At 57.8% G+C, this 18,676-nt stretch carries 12 protein-coding genes, 1 tRNA gene and 1 riboswitch; of the genes, 7 read left to right on the forward strand and 6 right to left on the reverse strand.

Annotated features, from left to right (window positions below):
* Positions 1 to 61: 61 nt before the first annotated feature.
* Positions 62 to 2,827: a magnesium-translocating P-type ATPase gene (mgtA, locus tag EDC26_RS04150; protein WP_132579985.1), complete on the reverse strand. Its 2,766-nt coding sequence runs from the start codon at positions 2,825 to 2,827 to the stop codon at positions 62 to 64.
* 596 nt (positions 2,828 to 3,423) lie between these two features.
* Between mgtA and imuA the strand changes: the two genes are divergently transcribed.
* The 4 genes from imuA to EDC26_RS04170 all read left to right on the forward strand — a co-directional run bounded on the left by imuA (position 3,424) and on the right by EDC26_RS04170 (position 9,540).
* Positions 3,424 to 4,158, forward strand: a complete 735-nt coding sequence (gene imuA / locus EDC26_RS04155; RefSeq protein ID WP_132579986.1) for a translesion DNA synthesis-associated protein ImuA — start codon at positions 3,424 to 3,426, stop codon at positions 4,156 to 4,158.
* The gene (locus EDC26_RS04160; RefSeq protein WP_243700770.1) at positions 4,112 to 5,617 is read left to right on the forward strand and encodes a Y-family DNA polymerase; all 1,506 of its coding nucleotides are present in this window, start codon (positions 4,112 to 4,114) and stop codon (positions 5,615 to 5,617) included. Before imuA ends, EDC26_RS04160 begins: the two co-directional genes overlap by 47 nt.
* Before the next feature lie 18 nt (positions 5,618 to 5,635).
* A complete protein-coding gene (locus EDC26_RS04165; RefSeq protein WP_132579987.1) occupies positions 5,636 to 8,845 on the forward strand; it encodes an error-prone DNA polymerase in 3,210 nt (1,069 codons plus the stop codon).
* 233 nt (positions 8,846 to 9,078) lie between these two features.
* Positions 9,079 to 9,540, forward strand: a complete 462-nt coding sequence (locus EDC26_RS04170) for a GatB/YqeY domain-containing protein (protein WP_132580114.1) — start codon at positions 9,079 to 9,081, stop codon at positions 9,538 to 9,540.
* 176 nt (positions 9,541 to 9,716) lie between these two features.
* Here EDC26_RS04170 and EDC26_RS04175 read toward each other — a convergent pair whose 3' ends face one another.
* Entirely contained in the window at positions 9,717 to 10,115 is a 399-nt protein-coding gene (locus tag EDC26_RS04175; protein WP_132579988.1) for a BPTD_2524 family lipoprotein, read from the reverse strand.
* A 313-nt stretch (positions 10,116 to 10,428) separates the two neighbouring features.
* Between EDC26_RS04175 and EDC26_RS04180 the strand changes: the two genes are divergently transcribed.
* Positions 10,429 to 10,505, forward strand: a tRNA-Pro gene (locus EDC26_RS04180).
* Positions 10,506 to 10,561: 56 nt separating this feature from the next.
* Here EDC26_RS04180 and EDC26_RS04185 read toward each other — a convergent pair.
* From EDC26_RS04185 to EDC26_RS04200, 4 genes are all read right to left on the reverse strand, one after another.
* Positions 10,562 to 11,788 carry a D-amino acid dehydrogenase gene (locus EDC26_RS04185; protein ID WP_132579989.1) on the reverse strand — a complete coding sequence of 409 codons (1,227 nt, stop codon included), beginning with the start codon at positions 11,786 to 11,788 and terminating at the stop codon, positions 10,562 to 10,564.
* 166 nt (positions 11,789 to 11,954) lie between these two features.
* Positions 11,955 to 12,052: riboswitch (glycine riboswitch) on the reverse strand.
* Positions 12,053 to 12,183: 131 nt separating this feature from the next.
* A complete protein-coding gene (locus EDC26_RS04190; protein WP_132579990.1) occupies positions 12,184 to 13,068 on the reverse strand; it encodes a LysR family transcriptional regulator in 885 nt (294 codons plus the stop codon).
* 165 nt (positions 13,069 to 13,233) lie between these two features.
* Complete coding sequence (locus EDC26_RS04195) at positions 13,234 to 14,541, reverse strand: MFS transporter (protein ID WP_132579991.1); 1,308 nt, start codon at positions 14,539 to 14,541, stop codon at positions 13,234 to 13,236.
* Positions 14,542 to 14,643: 102 nt separating this feature from the next.
* Positions 14,644 to 15,873 (reverse strand): M20/M25/M40 family metallo-hydrolase, encoded by a 1,230-nt coding sequence (locus EDC26_RS04200; RefSeq protein WP_132579992.1) that lies wholly within the window; start codon positions 15,871 to 15,873, stop codon positions 14,644 to 14,646.
* Between the two features lie 489 nt (positions 15,874 to 16,362).
* On the opposite strand from EDC26_RS04200, the gene ahpC reads away from it, so the two are divergent.
* Both ahpC and ahpF read left to right on the forward strand, forming a co-directional pair.
* The gene (gene ahpC / locus EDC26_RS04205) at positions 16,363 to 16,926 is read left to right on the forward strand and encodes an alkyl hydroperoxide reductase subunit C (RefSeq protein ID WP_132579993.1); all 564 of its coding nucleotides are present in this window, start codon (positions 16,363 to 16,365) and stop codon (positions 16,924 to 16,926) included.
* Between the two features lie 136 nt (positions 16,927 to 17,062).
* Complete coding sequence (gene ahpF, locus EDC26_RS04210; RefSeq protein ID WP_132579994.1) at positions 17,063 to 18,646, forward strand: alkyl hydroperoxide reductase subunit F; 1,584 nt, start codon at positions 17,063 to 17,065, stop codon at positions 18,644 to 18,646.
* Positions 18,647 to 18,676 lie beyond the last annotated feature (30 nt).

Consider the following 18,676-nt stretch of genomic DNA (forward strand, 5'->3'; position numbering starts at 1 on the left):
CCTGGGCCAACCTTCATCCTCCGGATCAACAACGCCGCCGAGCCCCGGGCGGGGCCACGATTTACTGCCATCCGTAGCGGCGGTCGTACACACCCTTCATCAACTGCACCAGGCCCATATACCCCAGCAAAATCAGCAGCATCCATGGGAAATAGCCCAGCGGCAGCGCCTGCAGCTTGAAGTAATTGGCCATAGGGCCCATGGGCAGAAAAATCCCCACCGCGGCAATCACGGCCGTCATCACAAGCAGCGGCCAGGAGGCCCGGCTCTGGATGAATGGGATTTTGCGCGTGCGCAGCATATGCACCACCAGCGTCTGCGTCAGCAACCCCTCGACAAACCAGCCCGACTGAAACAAAGTCTGGTGTTCGGGCGAGTTGGCAGCGAAAATAAACCACATGAGCGCAAACGTGGCTATATCAAAAATGGAGCTCAACGGGCCAAAAAATATCATGAAGCGGCCCAAGCCCTCGGCGTTCCATTTTTGCGGCTTGGACAACAGTTCTTCGTCGACATTATCGAAAGGAATAACGATCTGCGAAATATCGTACAGCAGGTTCTGCACCAGCAAATGAATGGGCAGCATGGGCAGAAATGGCAAAAAGGCGCTGGCTACCAGCACCGAAAATACGTTGCCGAAATTCGAGCTCGCCGTCATTTTGATGTACTTGAGCATGTTGGCAAAGGTTTTGCGGCCTTCGATCACACCCTCTTCAAGCACCATCAGGCTCTTTTCAAGCAAGATGATATCGGCCGCCTCCTTGGCGATATCCACGGCCGAGTCCACCGAGATGCCGATATCGGCGGCGCGCAGCGCCGTCGCGTCATTGATGCCATCGCCCATGAACCCCACCACATGGCCATGACTGCGCAAAACGCGCACGATGCGTTCCTTTTGCGCCGGCGAAAGCTTGGCGAAAATTGTCGTATTGGCAGCGGCTTCCATAAGCTGTTCATCACTGAACTCATCGATGGCGTGGCCCATAAGCACGCCCTTGATATCCAGGCCTACCTCTTTGCACACTTTCAGCGTGACCAGCTCATTGTCGCCAGTCAAAACCTTGACCTCGATGCCGCTGTTCTTCAGGGCTTGCAAGGCCGGCCGCGTGGTTTCTTTGGGAGGATCCAGGAACGCCATGTATCCCATCAACGTCAGATCGGCTTCATCGGCCACGCCATACACCGATCGTGTCGGCGGCAGATCCTTGCTGGCCACTGCCATCACGCGCAAACCTTCCAGATTCAGCTTGGTCGTGATCTGACGAATATTCTCCAGCCACTCAAGGCTCAAGGGCTCGGTCTGGCCGCCATTGCGCACATGAGTGCAAGCCGCCAGCACTTCCTCCAGGGCGCCCTTGCAAATAAGCTCGTGATGGTCTTCACGCTCGCTGACCACCACCGACATGCGGCGGCGTACGAAGTCGAAGGGTATCTCATCGACCTTGCGGAAATTATGCGCCAGATTCAACTCCTGGCGCAGCTCGGCATGATCGAGCACCGCCACATCCAGCAGGTTCTTCAGGCCTGTCTGGTAGTAGCTGTTCAAGTACGCCATCTCCAGCACTTGGTCGTCGGGCTGGCCGAAGATATCGGTGTGCCGTTCCAGCACAATCCGGTCCTGGGTCAAAGTACCCGTTTTATCGGTGCAAAGTATGTCCATGGCGCCAAAATTCTGGATTGCCTCCAGACGCTTGACGATCACCTTCTTGCGCGACAGAACCACCGCGCCCTTGGCCAGAGTCGAAGTCACAATCATGGGCAGCATTTCCGGCGTCAGGCCCACTGCAATCGACAAGGCAAACAAGGCGGCTTCGACCCAATCGCCCTTGGTAAAGCCATTCAGCAACAAAACCAGCGGAGTCATGATCGACATGAAACGAATCAGCAGCCAGCTGACTTTGTTCACGCCCGACTGAAACTGGGTGGGCTCTTGATCGGCCGCCGTCACCCGCTCGGCCAAAGCGCCGAAATAAGTCTGATTGGCCGTACTGATAACAATCGATATCGCCGACCCGCTTATCACCGTGCTGCCCATAAAGCACAAGTTCTCAAGCTCCAGGGGATTGGTCACCGAGGCATCGCTTTGCTGGGGAAATTTTTCAACCGGCAGGGACTCCCCTGTCAGAGCCGACTGACTGATGAACAAGTCCTTGGCGCCGAATATGCGCAAATCGGCAGGCACCATATCGCCCGCTGAAAGCAGCACAATGTCGCCCGGCACCAGCATTTTTATGGGCAGCTCGGTCTTGCGCGGGTTGCGTGGATGCAAACGCACCCCAAAAAACTGCTCGGCCTCGACGGCCGCTGTCTGCGCCGGATCGCGGCGCAAAACAGTGGCGGTATTGCTGACCATCTCTTTGAGTTTTTCGGCCGCGGTGTTGGAGCGCTTTTCCTGCACAAAACGCAGCAAGGTCGACACCACCACCATGGTGCCAATGACCGTAGTGCCTTTCATGTCGCTGGTCAGATACGAAATCAGGGCCAGCACCGTCAAAAGCAAATTGAATGGATTGCGATAGCACAACCACAAATGCTCCCACCAGGGCATGGGCTTTTCGTGCGCAATTTCGTTCGGACCCAGTTCTTCGCGCTTTGCATCGGCCTGAGCCTGGCTCAGACCATCTTGGTGCGACTCCAGATCACCCAATACGGCATCAGGCGTAGCCCGCGACATTTCGACCAAATAAGCAGACAAGCGATCAGGCACTTTTTCGCCCACGGCCGAGCCGCGCAAAAAATCCAGAAAAGCCAGGCGGCGAAACTGTCGGGCCGGCAGGCCCTTATTGGCCAGCGCCAGCAGGCGCTGCTTGAGAAAACTTAAATTCATGATTCTTCCCTACTGGCCGAGCATGGGTATCGGCCACCATTCCGGACTCAACACTACCGTGCGAGGCCAGGGACAAAACGTTCATCGCCATCCGGCGATCAAACCAGGGCAATAACATATCGTCCGCGAGCGCATCACGGCAAACAAGAAACAAGGGGAAAAGAAGAAATCAATGAAGCCGAATGGCCCATCGATGCCGCTATCCGCCAGAAACAAGGGCAGCGGCAGAGGAGCTTATGGAAAAAACCTCGTCAGCTGCCGATGCAAGATCGACTACTACCCGAATCACTATCCACAAGGGATCTCCCGTTCAAAAAGACTTGCGCACTATACCCCTGACAGGGGTCTATGGCAACACGCCTTGAAAATGAGGTGTTCCTGGGACGATTTGGCAGCCACAAGGGCTGCCTCTACAAAAACGTGGCCGTAGCGGGTGTAGCGGCAGCCCTTGTGGCTGCCATTTCGCAAATATCCGATCGTGCCACCCGTACATTCGCAAACCCATTTATCTTTCTATAAATACTGTATGTTTATACAGTAAAATAACCAAAACCAATCCACGCATCACGTCTACGGCCCAAGCACCACTACGCCTTATGAACGCATCCCCGCGATCCCCTGCCTTGCTGCACCCCGAGCGCATACACCCCGCCTTGTGGCGCGGGTCTCAGCTGGCCGGCGCGCGCCAGGCCATCATCCCTACCGGATTCGACCTCCTGGACCACGAACTCCCCAATCGAGGCTGGCCTGTCGGCACACTTATCGAGCTTATGCCGTGCCGGCCCGGCATCGGCGAGCTGCATCTGCTGCGCCCCGCCCTGACGCAGCTCGATTGCGACCGCTGCATCGCACTGCTCAGCCCCCCCTATATTCCCTATTTTCACTGCTGGTTCAACTGGCAGCTCGGCAAACACCGCTTGTTATGGATCAAGGCCGAAACCGTCTTCGACAACCTTTGGTCGGCCGAGCAAATTCTAAAAAGCCAAGCCTGCGCCGCGCTGTTATGTTGGTCTACCTTTATCCGGCCCCAGGCGCTACGCCGCCTGCAATGGCTGGCCACGCAAACCGACACGCTGTTCATTCTGTTTCGCCCCCCTGCCGCCGCGCACCAGCCCAGCGCCGCGCCCCTGCGCCTGGCTCTCGAGCCCGCCATGCAAGGCCTGGCGGCATCCATACTCAAACGCCGCGGGCCGGCCTGCACAAACCCCATTCTTATCCCTCTTTACCCGGCGCGCACTCAAGCTGCAAGCCCTATGCCCCATGCCACTCTGGATCTCTCTTTACTTGCCCACGCACAGTCTGGACGCGATCTTTCCCCATTGGCCAACTGACACGCCGCTGGCGGCTATTTTGCTGCGGGAAAAAGTTTACGCATCCACACCGGCCGCCCAAGCCCTTGGGCTACAGACGGGCATGCGCCTGAGCACCGTGCTGGCTCTGGCTCCCGGCATCGCGTTGCGCGATGCCGACCCCGGCGCAGAATGCCAATATCTGCAACAGATCGCGCTAAGCCTATTGCAATACACGCCCTGCCTGGCGTTTTTCGACGCTCACACACTGGTGCTGGAGGTAAGCGCCAGCCTGCGCCTTTTTCAGGGGCCACGCGGCCTGTGGCGGCGGCTGACAGGCACCTTGAACACGCTAAGCGTTCAGGCCCGCATGGGAATGGCGCCCAGCGCCTGCGGCGCGACCCTGCTCGCCTGGCAAACCCAATCAAGACAGCGCCGCGTATTGCAAGCCTCTTCATTACGGCGCCGGCTCGATCCCCTGGCCGTCAGCCTGCTACCCGCATCCAAAGCCTACACGCAATGGCTGCAGGGCATAGGCTGCCGATCATTGGCACAACTTCGTCAACTGCCGCGCAAAGGCTTGCAACAACGCAGCGAACCCGCGCTGGTTCACGGCCTGGATGCCGCCTACGGCACTATCGACGAATATTTCCAGTGGTTTGAAGCACCCACCCACTTCGGGCTGCGCCACGAACTATCCCATCACATCGAACACGCCCAGGCCGTGCATCACGCGGCAGCCCGTCTCATCGAGCCGCTCTGCGGTTGGCTACAAACCAAACATGCCGCCGTATCCACGCTCTGCTTTAAGCTACACCACGAAAAGGGGCGGCACGCGCAAGCTCCCACCGAGCTGATACTGAAGCTATCCCAAGCGGCCTGGCAGCCCGATGATTTTTTAACGGTCCTGGGCGAACAACTGCGCACCCTGACGCTAAACGCCCCCGTCATCGCGATCGAACTGAATGCCGCCACCATCGAACCCAGGCCGGGACTTAGCCAAAGCCTGTTTCTCGAGCCCGCACAATGGGCGAGTCACGAGCGCCATCTGTTGGATCTTCTATGCGCGCGCCTGGGCACCGCGTGCGTACTGCACGCCCAGCCCAATGCCGATTACCGCCCCGAGCAGGCCAACCGCTGGGTACCCGCCCTGGGCTCGCCCTCTCCAGGCGCCTCAGGCCGAGCCAAACGCGCTACGCCGGGGCAAGCCCGCCTGGCCACACGCTGCACCTTGCCGAACATGCCTAGCCAAACGCGGCCATTTTGGCTGCTGTCCGCTCCACTCGCTCTGCAAACCCACAACAATCGCCCTATTTACCAAGGTGCAAGCCTGCGTCTGATTCAAGGCCCCGAACGGATTGAAACCGGCTGGTGGAGTCAATCTGCACACGAGGCACGCGATTACTTCATCGCTCAGGACCCCGGATATGCCCGCTACTGGATTTACCGGGAACGCGAAGTGCTGCAGGCCCACTGGTTTCTGCATGGTTTGTTCGCCTAGACCAAGCGGTCGTAATCTATGAAAGATCCTGCATTTCCCCTTTATGGCACCCACAAGGGGTGCCGCTACGAAACGTGTACAGAATCAGGTCGCCTGCCGAACTACGCAGAGCTTGATTGCCTGTCGAATTTTTCATTTTTAAAAGGCGCCTCGCACCCCGAGGAACTGGTGCAACGCGCGGCGCAACTGGGCTATCAGGCGCTGGCCCTGGCCGATGAGTGCTCGCTGGCTGGTGTAGTGCGCGCGCACACCGAGGCCAAACAACACGCTATAAAACTGATCGTCGGCAGCCGTTTCTTTCTTGAAAACAGCCCGTCCGAAATCATTATGCTGGCTTGCAATCGCAATGGCTACGGAAATTTGTCAGAGCTGATTACGCTGGCTCGCGCCGACAGTGCAAAAGGCAACTATCACTTAGGCCTGAACGATCTACTGCAAGCTCGGGCGGGTTTACAGCATCTGCAAAATCTGCCCGATTGCCTGATTATTTTCAAGCCCGGTTCCCATGAGCAGCCCCAAACCTGGTCAATGCTGCTCGAACCTTTGCTAAAACCTTTTGAAGGGCGCCTCTGGCTGGGGCTGGCCCGGCATCATCATGACGACGATGCCCGCTATTGCGCCCAATTGCAGCAGCAAGCTCTTCGTCTGAGCATACCGCTGGTCGCGGCGGGCGGGGTTGAAATGCACCGAAGGTCGCGCCAACCCTTGCACGATACCCTGGCCGCCATACGGTTGGGACAACCTATCGGCGATTGCGGCTACGGTCTTAAACCCAATGCCGAACATCATTTGCGCAGCCTTCTGCGCCTGGCTGCGCTCTACCCCGAAAGCGCCCTGCAGGAAACGCTTGAAATTAGCCGGCGGTGCGCTTTTTCGCTCGATGAAATCCGCTACGAATACCCCATAGAAATCATCCCCGAAGGGTACACGGTCAAAAGCTATTTGCGCCAGGAAACCTATGCCGGGGCGCAAAAGCGCTACCCCAACGGCCCAACCGACAAGGTCAGGGCGCAACTGGAAACCGAGCTGGGCATTATTTCGGATCTAGGCTACGAACCGTATTTTTTAACGGTCTACGATATCGTGCTTTACGCAAGACGCAACGGTATTCTCTGCCAGGGCCGCGGGTCGGCGGCCAATTCAGCGGTGTGCTACTGCCTGGGGATCACCGAGGTCGAGCCTGAACACAGTAATCTGCTGTTTGCCCGATTCATCAGCCACGAGCGTAAAGAGCCTCCCGATATCGATGTGGATTTCGAACATCAGCGCCGCGAAGAAGTCATTCAATATATCTACCGGAAATACGGGCGCAAGCGTGCTGCCCTGACGGCAGTGGTGACCACCTATCGAACCCGCAGCGCCTTGCGCGACACCGGCAAAGCGCTGGGGCTGGACCTGGACCTGATTGGCCGCGTGACTCAATCGTTTCAGCATTGGGACGACAAACAGACGCTGCACGACAAGATCGTCGAGCACGGTCTGGACTGCAATTCCCGCGTGACGGCCCTATGGGCGGGATTGACGCAAGCCATAATGGGCTTTCCACGCCATCTATCGCAACATCCCGGCGGATTTGTCATTTCACGCGGCAAACTGTCGCGCCTCACCCCCATCGAAAACGCAGCGATGCCCGACCGCAGCGTAGTGCAATGGGACAAAGATGATCTCGACGCCATGGGCTTGCTGAAAATCGACATCCTGGCCCTGGGCATGTTGTCGGCGCTCAAGCGCGCGCTGGCTTTGGTGGGCTGGCGCCGCGCCCATGCCTTCACCATGCAGGATGTTCCTCGCGAAGACAAAGACACTTACGACATGATTTGCGAAGCGGACACCATCGGCGTCTTTCAAATCGAATCGCGGGCGCAAATGAGCATGCTGCCGCGTCTGCAGCCGCGGGAATTCTACGACCTGGTGGTGCAGGTCGCCATCGTGCGGCCCGGTCCCATACAAGGCGGCATGGTTCACCCTTATCTGCGGCGGCGCCAGAAGATGGAGCCCGTTAGTTATCCTCGCCGCCTCGAATCAGCCTTGTCGCGCACGCTAGGCATACCCATTTTCCAGGAGCAGGTGATGCAGATTGCCATCACAGCGGCCGGCTTTAGCGATGGCGAAGCCGATCAGCTGCGCCGTTCCATGGCGGCCTGGCGGCGCAAAGGAGGCGTCGATAAATTCCATACGCGGTTTATAAGCGGCATGGTGGCCAACGACTATTCAGAAGAATTTGCGCAAGCCATATTCCGGCAACTCGAAGGCTTTGGCGAATACGGCTTCCCGGAAAGCCACGCAGCCAGTTTCGCCATTCTGGCCTATGTCAGCGCATGGCTTAAACGCCATGAGCCCGAAGCCTTTCTGGTGGCGCTCCTGAATTCCCAGCCCATGGGGTTTTACTCGGCACGCCAACTGGTGCAAGACGCACGCAAACATCACGTCCATGTTTTACCGGTAGATATCGTCACGAGCTTATGGGAGGCTTCGTTCGAGCCATCGCCCCACCCTGCTACAGCGAGTGAAGACCCGCGCCCCGCGGTGCGCCTGGGTTTTAACCTGATCAAAGGCCTGTCGCGCGAGGCGGGCTTGCGCATCGAGTCGGCCCGCGCACAACACTTCTTTACCGACACGCACGACCTGGCCTTGCGAGCCGCATTAAGCCGTCACGATATGGACGCCCTGGCCGCAGCCGACGCCCTGCGCCAATTAAGCGGGCATCGCCGCCTGGCCCGCTGGCAGGCAGCAAACGCCCCCTTCAAGGATTTACTGCGTCCGGCACCCATCGCCGACACTGTCGTGCCTGATCTACCCACGCTCACCGAAGGGCAAAGCACGCTCGCCGATTACCAGGCGCTTGGCCTGACCCTGGGACGGCATCCGCTTGATTTGCTGCGCCCCACCCTGCGGGCGCGGCGATTCGTCAGCGCGGCGACGCTCTTGCGCGACTATCCAGACCATAGGCTGGCCCGGGCCTGTGGCATGGTCACCATGCGGCAGCGGCCGCAAACCGCCAAAGGGATTGTATTCGTCAGTCTCGAAGACGAAACCGGCATGATCAACGTTATCATTCGCCCCGAGCTGGCCCGGCGTCAGCACCTTGAACTTCTGCAAGCACGCCTGATGGGCGTTTACGGCATCTGGCAATGCCATCAAGGCATCGGCCACCTCCTCGCCAGCCGACTGGTCGATTTAAGCGAGCTACTGGGCGAACTGATCATTCAAAGTCGCGATTTTCATTGAAAGGCAGGGTTTGAATATGTTCGATGGCAGCCCTTTGTAGCGGCAGCCCTTGTGGCTGCCATCGTCGCAATAACCTGCATTCCGTTTATCAAACATGGCAGCCACAAGGGCTGCCGCTACATGATTCACGGATACGTATTCGCCGTCCTGGCCGCCCAACAACACCCAGGCGTTAAAATACGTGTTCTGACTTTCTGCAACCCATGCCCTGGCACGGGTTTTACTTGGAAATTATTATGAGCAACACGCTCAAACCTCAATTGTCCGAAGCCGTCAAGACGGCCATGCGCGCTAAAGATTCCGCACGTTTGGGCACGCTGCGCTTTCTGCTGGCCGCCGTCAAACAAAAAGAAATCGACGGGCGCCGTGAACTCGACGACAGCGAAATTACGGCCGTAATCGAAAAACAGGTTAAACAGCGACGCGAGTCTATCGCAGCGTTTGAAAAGGCCGGCCGCCTCGAAACCGCTGAGCAGGAAAAAGCTGAGCTGGTCGTGCTGCAAGAATTCCTGCCCCAGGCCGCTACGCCCGAAGAAGTCGACGCCGCGGTCCAGGCCGCGATCGCCGAGGTAACCCGTCAAGGTGTAAGCGGCCCGGCTGCCATAGGCAAGGTCATGGGAATTGTTAAAACCGCGCTTGCTGGACGCGCGGATATGTCGGCGATTTCCGCGCAGGTCAAGACCAAGCTGGCTTAGCTGTCAGGGCGTTTTTGTGTAATGGCGGTGGCACCCACAAGGGGTGCCGCTACATGAGGAACGGATACGTTTTTGTAGGGGTACCCCTTGTGAGCGCCACCATGACTATGAGCGACAGGTACGTTTTGTAGCGGCACCCCTTGTGGGTGCCACCTACCTCCGACGATATACGCTATCTATTTATACGCAAAACAAACGGTTGTATCCAGACGCACAGATTCCTGCATGGCATCGAGCGCAGCCCTGTCCCAGGGCGTACGGCCCCAGACAATCTGCGACACCTGGGTATGCTGCGCATCAACGGCCTTTAGCTCGGTGCGCGCCACCACCGCCGCCCCTAACGGGGCCACTACCGCCACGACACCGGAGCGCGCATCCCGGTTTAACGTCGCTTGCACCGTATATGCATTCTTCCCGCGCAAGCATTGATCGGCCTGATCCTCCGCGCGACTGTAAACCGTTTGATAGTCACGCGCCACAGTGTAGGAGACACTGGGCGACTGTCCAGGCTGTATACCGATGGCGCATCCCGACAACAATGCAGCCGCTGCCAACCCAAAAACGAGTGTTCTCACTCTGGCTCCTTGTTAAACATGCCTCTTGCGATTATGCACGAGAGCTGAAATATATGCCAAATACGCTCATAGGAGCGAACCATGTTTCAATCCGCCAGTAAATGGATGAACCTATTGAGCATCACGTAAATGCGAAGCTGCATCTGTTACCTGGATAGCCGAGACGCAAGTCGACCCGAAACCCCCACTTTCCACGATAAAAACACTTTAGCGGTGGGGAGAAACGCAACGCTTATTTATGCTAGAATTTCGTTCTTCGCTGGCTTGGATCAAGACTGGGTCGGCGTACTAGTTGCTGCAAGGCAATTAGCTTCGGGGCGTAGCGCAGCCTGGTAGCGCACTTGCATGGGGTGCAAGGGGTCGAAGGTTCGAATCCTTCCGTTCCGACCAATAAAATCAAGAGGTTACAGATTTTTATCTGTAACCTCTTCCGATTTTTAGGGGGTTCACGCGACGGAATGGCTATTGGAGATGGTCTTGGCGATTACGGCCGCTGTCGCCGCCGACAAGGTCCAACCCAAGTGACCGTGGCCTGTGTTGTAAAACACACGCGGCGCTCTGCCTTTCTTCACGCGAGGCATCATGTCTGGCATCATTGGACGAAGACCGGCCCACGGCACCACGCGCGACGTGCCAACCTCGAAATTGCGGCGCGTCCAGGCCACTAGCGGTTCGATGCGGTCGGCGCGGATGTCACGGTTGTAACCGTTGAACTCGGCTGTACCGGCAACGCGGAAACGGTCCGCGCCCAGGCGGCTGGTAACGATCTTGGCGCTTTCGTCCAGCAGGCTGACCCAAGGCGCGGCCGCGACACTGGCGGCGTCATCCAGATGCACCGTAATCGAGTATCCCTTTACTGGATAAATGTTCACACGATCGCCCAGCATCGCTGCAATGCTGCGACTGCTGACGCCAGCGCAAACAACGAGCGCATCGGCACTGATGACGTCGTCTCCTTGATCGACGTGCGAGATCTGCAGCTGCACGCCGGCCAAGGTGTTCTTGATTGAAGTCACGCAGACGCCTTGCACAAATCTTACTCCTCGCTTTTGGCACGCACCCGCCAGGCCGCGAGTAAACTTGTGGATGTCGCCTGTCGAATCCGAGGGCGTAAAGTAGCCGCCAAAATAATCGCGACGCAGCGATGGCTCGATGGCTTTCATTTCCGCCGGTGTCACCGCATAGCGTTCAAGGCCACCGGCCACCAGCAGTTTATTGGTCCTGCCACCGGAATCAAAGGACGCCTGATCATGGAACATGTGAAGAATGCCGCGCCGTTCAAGGTCGAACCGGATGTTTTCCTTTTCGGCCATATCGAAAAGATACTGCCGCGCGGCAATCGCCAAGCGTGTGGTTTCGATGGTGTTTTCGCGATATTTACTGATGGCGGCGACGAACTCACCCATCCATGAATACTTGTGCCATGACGGCTTCGGGTTGACCAGTAAAGGCGCATCGCTTTTGAGCATCCATTTCAGCCCCTTGAGGATGGTGCCAGCGCTGTTCCAGACCTCGGCATTGCACGCGGAGAGTTGGCCGCCGTTGGCGAAGGAGGTTTCCATTGCGGGGTAGAGGTGGCGGTCGACTACCGTAACGCGGTAGCCGAGTTGCGAGAGGGTGTAAGCAGTGGTGACGCCGGAGATCCCGGCGCCGATGACGACAATGTGCGGCATGGCAGGTCCTGTTTCAATAGAGGTAATTGGCCGAATCCGGCGGACTGCCCCATCTGTCACGGGTACCTGAGAGCTTGGGCTGCAGTCAGACTGCGGCCATCCCCTTCGGTAGGCATTTGTAGGTTGCGCTTTCCCTGAACCTGCAATGCCGTTCTCCAGATCTTACGCCGAAGTCACGGTCCTTTCGCCTGAGAGTTTCCGGGGTGGTTGCTCCGTCGGCGCCGGTTCGGGCGCTGCCCCTCCGGTCTCTCCCGCGACTTCGTGCAATGCAAAGAATCGCATTGCCTGTACAACAAAAATTGAACCATGGGCCGTTTATTCACCCGGCAAGCTGTCTCCAGCTGTTTTCCGGCGGCATTGGCAAAACAAGCACAATCAAACTACTGGCCAATCTATCACAAGTGGGTCGAGACGACCGTTTCACAGGCGGCCACGAAATGTTGAGATAGCATCGAGTGCTCCCCCCCGCTTGCGGTGGACGCGACAATTGGAAGTTCGATCTTCGGGCGGATGGGAATCACTCTGAGCCCGCGCTCCCGCGCGGAAATGGCAGTGACGGCATCGATGATGCCTACGCCGCCCGACTTTTCGACAAGCGAGACCACGCTGTGATAAGACTGTGCAGTGATGCGAATATTCAACTGAATATTCTGGCTTCTGAGCGCCTGTGTCAACAGCTTGCCGACAGGGTCGGCGGCATCCGGGCCAATGAGGCCAAATGCTCCAAGTGCGTCCAATCCTATACCGGGCGCGAGTGGCAGGCTGGACGGGTGTCCGACCAACACCAGCTCGCTCATGCCAAGCAATTGCTCCCGTATCGCAGGGTGCGACGGACTGTGATACAAAATGCCAACGTCGGCCTCAAGTAGCGCGAGGGAGGTAGTCGCGGCAGCCGAGTAATCGGCACGAACCGCGACCCGCACATCAGGATACCTGGCACGCAGAGCGAGGACCGCCTCTGGCACGATGGTTTGTGCCAGCGCCGGCGCCGCAAGCACACGCAAAGTGTCATCACGTCGTACACGCAAGTTGTCCGCGATCTGCTGAACCGCGTCGAGTTGGCGATCGAGGCGCTCAATTTCAGGGAAAAGCGTGACGGCCTCGCGCGTCGGAATCAACCGGCCCTTGCTGCGCGTAAAAAGGGCGTAACCGAGTTGGCGCTCAGCGCTCTGCAAGATTTGGCTTACACCGGGTTGGGTCAGGCTGAGGAGTTCGGCCGCCGCGCTAAGCGTCCCGGTGGCGCGTATGGCATTGATGACTTCGATGTGCCTCAACCGCATGTCCTATCCTCCACGATGTTCTTTAATTCTCGCAGATTTTGGATGAGGGCTCCAAAATATTGAGCAATGTCGTCTTGCGGACCCGGAGCGTGATCGCATTGAGAAATCAGGCATTCCGTTCCGCACAGACTATCATCTTTGCGCACCGATCCTGGCGGCGGCGCGTCAAGCCTCGCCGAGAATCCCTTGTGCAACTGAATTTTGCCTGGCCTTCCTGATGAAAATGCAGACACAACACAGAGCGAGCGCGACGGTCGCCATCACGTAGTACGCCGGGATGAACTTGCTGCCGGTTTCCCTCGCCAGCCAAGTGCAGATCAACAACGATAGTCCACCCACAACCGTGAAGTTAAGGTTATGGATCAATGCCAGCCCAGTGGTACGCACTGAATTAGGGAACAGTTCAGCAAGGAACGAAGGCATTGCTCCCTGGAACACCATCACGCAAGCGGTCAGGCCAGTGACGCAGGTTACGTACACCCCGACGGTGGGATTCGACACCATCCATTCGAATGCCGGAATGGTGAATACGCCAGTAAGCACAATGCCAAGCGTGATCATCGGTATTCGCCCGACCCGGTCGGACAGCGCGCCGAATACCGGCGGCAGAAAAATTTGCGCCAATGCGTAACCCACTGCACCCCACATCGAGTCGGCGGGGCTCATGCCAAGTTCCTTTTGCGCATATAAAGGAATGAACACACCCAGCAGGTAGTTGGTCGACGCGGCAAGCGAGTAAACACCGATAGCGCAAGTGATGCGCGCCTTGGAACCCGACAAAGTGCTCTTGACCGGACTCTCGGCTTTGACGCTCGCCATAAATTCGGGTGTCTCATCAAGTCCCTGGCGGATCCAATACCCGAACGGCACGACGACCAAACCAAGGATGAAAGGCAGTCGCCAGGCCCAGCTTGTGATTTGTTCCGGACTGAAGTGCGAGTTGAGCCCCAGACTGACCAAGCCGGCCAGCCCAGTTGCGAGGCCGATTCCGACCACCTGATAGCTGGCGAAGTAACCGCGCATATGCTTCGGTGCATGCTCGGTCACGAATGCCACGGAGGTGCCGAATTCACCTCCGGCCGAAAAGCCTTGAATGAACTTGCCAAGCACCACCGTGATCGCACCGAATATGCCCCATGATGCATAGGACGGCGCAAAGGCAATGATTCCCGTGCCGACGCCCATTGCCCAGATCGTCAGTATCATCCCGGCCTTGCGTCCATGCCTGTCCGAGTAGCTGCCGATAAGAATAGCGCCCAGCGGCCGCACAAAATAGCTGATGCCAAACGTGGCCAGCGTTATCAGCAAGGAGGTGTAAGGATCATCGGTAGGGAAAAAGATATTTGAAATGTAAACGGCCAAAAAGCCGAACATGAACAAGTCGTAAAACTCAAGCATGTTGCCTACGAGCGCCGACGCAATGATCCTTCTGAAATAACGTCTTTTCTCTGGCGTCAATTCTGTCGCTGACATGGTGTTGTCTCCTTATAATTACATTTTTAAATTACCCGGCACTCGTCGTTGCGGGGCCGATAAATCAGTACAACCGTTTCGCGTTGCAGCCTTCGGCCCCGGCTACTGTGCCGGAAGGTTCAGGAAGTCAAGCGCGGTCAGCGCAAAAACCTTGGCCAGAGCACGCAGTTCGTCCACATCGACGTGCTCGTCGGCGCTGCCCATGTTGTACGAAGTCAGGCCGCATACGACGGCCGGCACTCCGGCGTACCGATAGAGTCGCGCGTCCGATGCGCCGACGCGCATGTTCACGGCCGGCGTAGTCTCAAGCACCGCTTCGCAGTTCGAGACCAGTGAACGAATCACCGGATGCTGCGGGTCCGTCCAGTTCGGTTCGTATCGGCGCGCAACATTCACGCTCACACCCGAATGCCGGGCGACTATTTCACGCACCCTGGCTTCGATCGCTACGGCGGCAACACCGACCGGTATGCGGACATCAGCGGTCGCCTCCGCCTGATCCGCAACCAGGTTCGAAAGCGTGCCGCCTCTAATGGTCCCAAAGGTGACCGTGACGTTCTTGAGCACCTCCGATTCGCCTGCACCGGAACTCGCTTCCGACACAACGCTCGAGGCGTCGATCGACGCGACCACTTCGGGAATGGCTTGGACCGGAAAATCCCGTAGTGATTTCAGCTCGTTGACGACGTCAATCAGCTTTTCGATTGCACTATCCCCGCGATGCACGTGCGCGGCATGGGCAGACTTTCCTTCCGCCAACAGGCTAAGCCACACCATGCCCTTTTCTCCAAAGCGCAGCACATAGGGCGATCCGGTATCGGCGCTAATCATCGCGTCACCGCGTGCATGCGGCACGTTCTCCAGCAGCCACTGCGTGCCCTCGGTGCCCATGCTCTCCTCATCGCCCACGAATGTGGCAACCACTTCCCCGTGGAAAAGATCGCGATGACCCGCCAGGAAGCGCATGGCCGTCAGGATGGCGGCGATACCGCCTTTCATGTCCGAGACTCCCAGGCCATAGAGCCTGCCATTGCGTTCTTCTCCGGCGGGATCGGCCGTCCAGCGAGAGGCGTTGACGAGGGGAAAGGTATCCATGTGCCCGTTAAAAACCAGTCGACGTCCGGGGCGATTTCCGCGCAGGCGCAACACCAGATTGGTGACATGCGGCAAAGTGCAGTAACGCTCTACTTCGATTTCAGGGACATCCGCGATGGCTTGGGCCACAGCGTCGGCCATCAGATGGGTATCGCCAGGTGGATAAGCGCTCGGCACGCCAACCAGGTGACGTGCGAGCGCCGCCACGTCATTGCCTGCCGCGTCAAACCATGCCATGGGGTTGCCGGTCTGTGCTGTAGTAAGGGAAGAGCTTGTAAGATACATATTGTCCTTATCTGTTAACGGCGTACGTGCAATCGAGCCTCTGATGGAAAGTATGGTGGACGCAACGTGACAAGACCAGTTACCAAAGCGGGGTAAGGTATAAGGGCGCCTAATACCTTACCGTTCGGGTGCACGGCGATTGCGCTGGCATGACCCAATGGTTCGCCCGGATGGGCTGAAAAAAATGGCACCCACAAGGGGTGCCGCTACAAAAACGTTGTCACACACCGGTACAAAAACGTTGCCACGCGGACGGTATCTACAAAAACGTACTCGTCACACGTAGCGGCAGCCCTTGTGGGTGCCAGGCTGGCCCGGTATTCAAGCTCTCTCAATAGCCTAAAACCATTAGTTTTATAGTAACTATCAATTTTACTTATTACTAGAGATCGCCTAAAGTAACACCATCATCTGTTGTTAACCACTGAACAAGGAGTTCTGATGTCTTTAATCAATACCAAAATAAAGCCTTTCAAAGCAACGGCCTTCCATAATGGCAAATTCGTCGAAGTCAGCGATACCTCCGTCGCGGGCAAGTGGGCGGTATTCGTTTTCTATCCCGCCGATTTCACCTTTGTATGCCCGACCGAGCTTGAAGATCTGGCCGATCATTATGCCGAATTCCAGAAGCTCGGCGTCCAGGTGTACAGCGTTTCGACCGACACGCATTTCGCCCATAAGGCCTGGCACGACACGTCTGAAGCGATCAAGAAGGTCACCTACCCAATGATCGGCGACCCCACCCAAGTGCTGACGCGCAACTTCGACGTGCTGATCGAAGAAGAGGGTTTGGCGCTGCGCGGAACCTTTGTGGTCAATCCCGAGGGTGAGATCAAAGTCCTGGAAATCCATGACAACGGCATCGGCCGCGACGCTTCCGAGTTGCTGCGCAAGGTCAAGGCGGCTCAATATATTGCTGCCCACCCCGGCGAAGTATGCCCGGCCAAATGGGAAGAAGGCGCCAAGACACTGACTCCCTCGCTGGATCTGGTCGGCAAGATCTGACCCGGGCACTGCCCAACTGCATGGCTCGCCGCGCTTGTATCCTGGCACGGCGGGCGATCCCTCAACCCAAAGCAAAGCCAAAACCGTGCCCAACGGCACGGTTCGCGGACGTTTGCATAACTAAAAGGACATGACTATGTTGGATGCAAGCCTCAAAGGTCAATTAGGAACGTATCTCGAACGGGTCACACAGGCCGTCGAATTGCGCGCGTCGCTCGATGACAGCGCGAAGTCGCAAGAGCTGCGCGCTTTCCTCCAGGACATTGCCAGCCTGTCGGACAAGATCACGATAGTAGATGACACAACGGACGATCAACGCGTGCCGTCCTTCGCCATTGCCCGTACCGGTACCGATATTTCGGTGCGCTTTGCGGGAATCCCGCTGGGCCACGAGTTCACCTCGCTGGTGCTCGCGTTGCTGCAGGTAGGCGGCCACCCCCCGAAGCTGGACGAGGCAACCGTCAATCAAGTTCGTAGTCTACCCGGCGAATATCTGTTCGAAACCTATTTTTCGCTGTCGTGCCAGAATTGCCCGGATGTGGTCCAGGCCTTGAACGCCATGTCGGTCATCAACCCGAAGATTCGTCACGTGGCGATCGATGGCGCGTTTTTTCAGCAGGAAGTCGAAAATCGCGAAATCCTGTCTGTGCCCGCGGTGTTTCTGAATGGCAAATTGTTCCACCAAGGCCGTGCCGGCGTCGAAGAATTCCTGGCCCAGCTGGATGCCGGAGACGACACACGCAAGGCGGCAGAGCTTAATGCCCGCGATGAATTCGATGTGCTGGTCGTCGGCGGCGGCCCGGCAGGCGCGGCGGCGGCGGTCTATGCGGCGCGCAAAGGCATTCGCACCGGCGTCGTCGCCGAACGTTTCGGCGGTCAGGTTCTCGACACTATGGCCATCGAAAACTACATCTCGGTGTTGGAGACCGAAGGGCCCAAATTCGGTGTCGCGCTCGAGCAGCACGTCAAGGCTTACGAGGTCGATATCATGAACTTGCAGCGCGCCAGCAAGCTGGTGCCGGGCAAGTCCATCCAAATTGAACTGGCCAATGGCGCGACCTTGAAGGCGAAGTCGGTCATTCTATCTACCGGTGCACGCTGGCGCGAGATCAACGTACCCGGCGAGCACGAATACCGCAACCGCGGCGTGGCCTATTGCCCGCACTGCGACGGCCCCCTGTTCAAGGGTAAACAGGTCGCGGTGATCGGCGGAGGCAACTCCGGCGTTGAGGCGGCGATCGATCTGGCAGGCATTGTGAGTCACGTCACCTTGATCGAATTCGGCGATGCCTTGCGTGCCGACGACATCTTGCAGCGCAAACTGCGCAGCTTGACCAATGTGGCTATTTTGACCTCGGCGCAGACCACGGAAGTCCACGGCGATGGCAAGCGCGTCACCGGGCTAAGCTACAAGAACCGCAAAGATGGAACGACGCATCAAATCGAACTGGACGGCGTGTTCGTGCAGATCGGCCTGGTGCCCAATACCGAATGGCTCAAAGGCGCCCTGGATCTTACGGCTCATGGCGAGATTATCGTTGATGCGCGCGGCCAGACTTCGGTGCCCGGTGTATTTGCGGCCGGGGATGCGACGACAACGCCCTACAAGCAGATCATCATTGCCGCTGGCGAAGGGGCCAAGGCCGCATTGGGCGCATTCGATTACCTGATCCGTAGCTCGGTCAGCGACGAAGCGCCGGCGGATGCCAAGGCCGCCTGATTGCCGGATTCGAAAATGGCAGCCACAAGG

It is taken from the genome of Paralcaligenes ureilyticus, from assembly GCF_004346225.1.
GTDB classification, from domain to species: Bacteria; Pseudomonadota; Gammaproteobacteria; order Burkholderiales; family Burkholderiaceae_B; genus Paralcaligenes; species Paralcaligenes ureilyticus.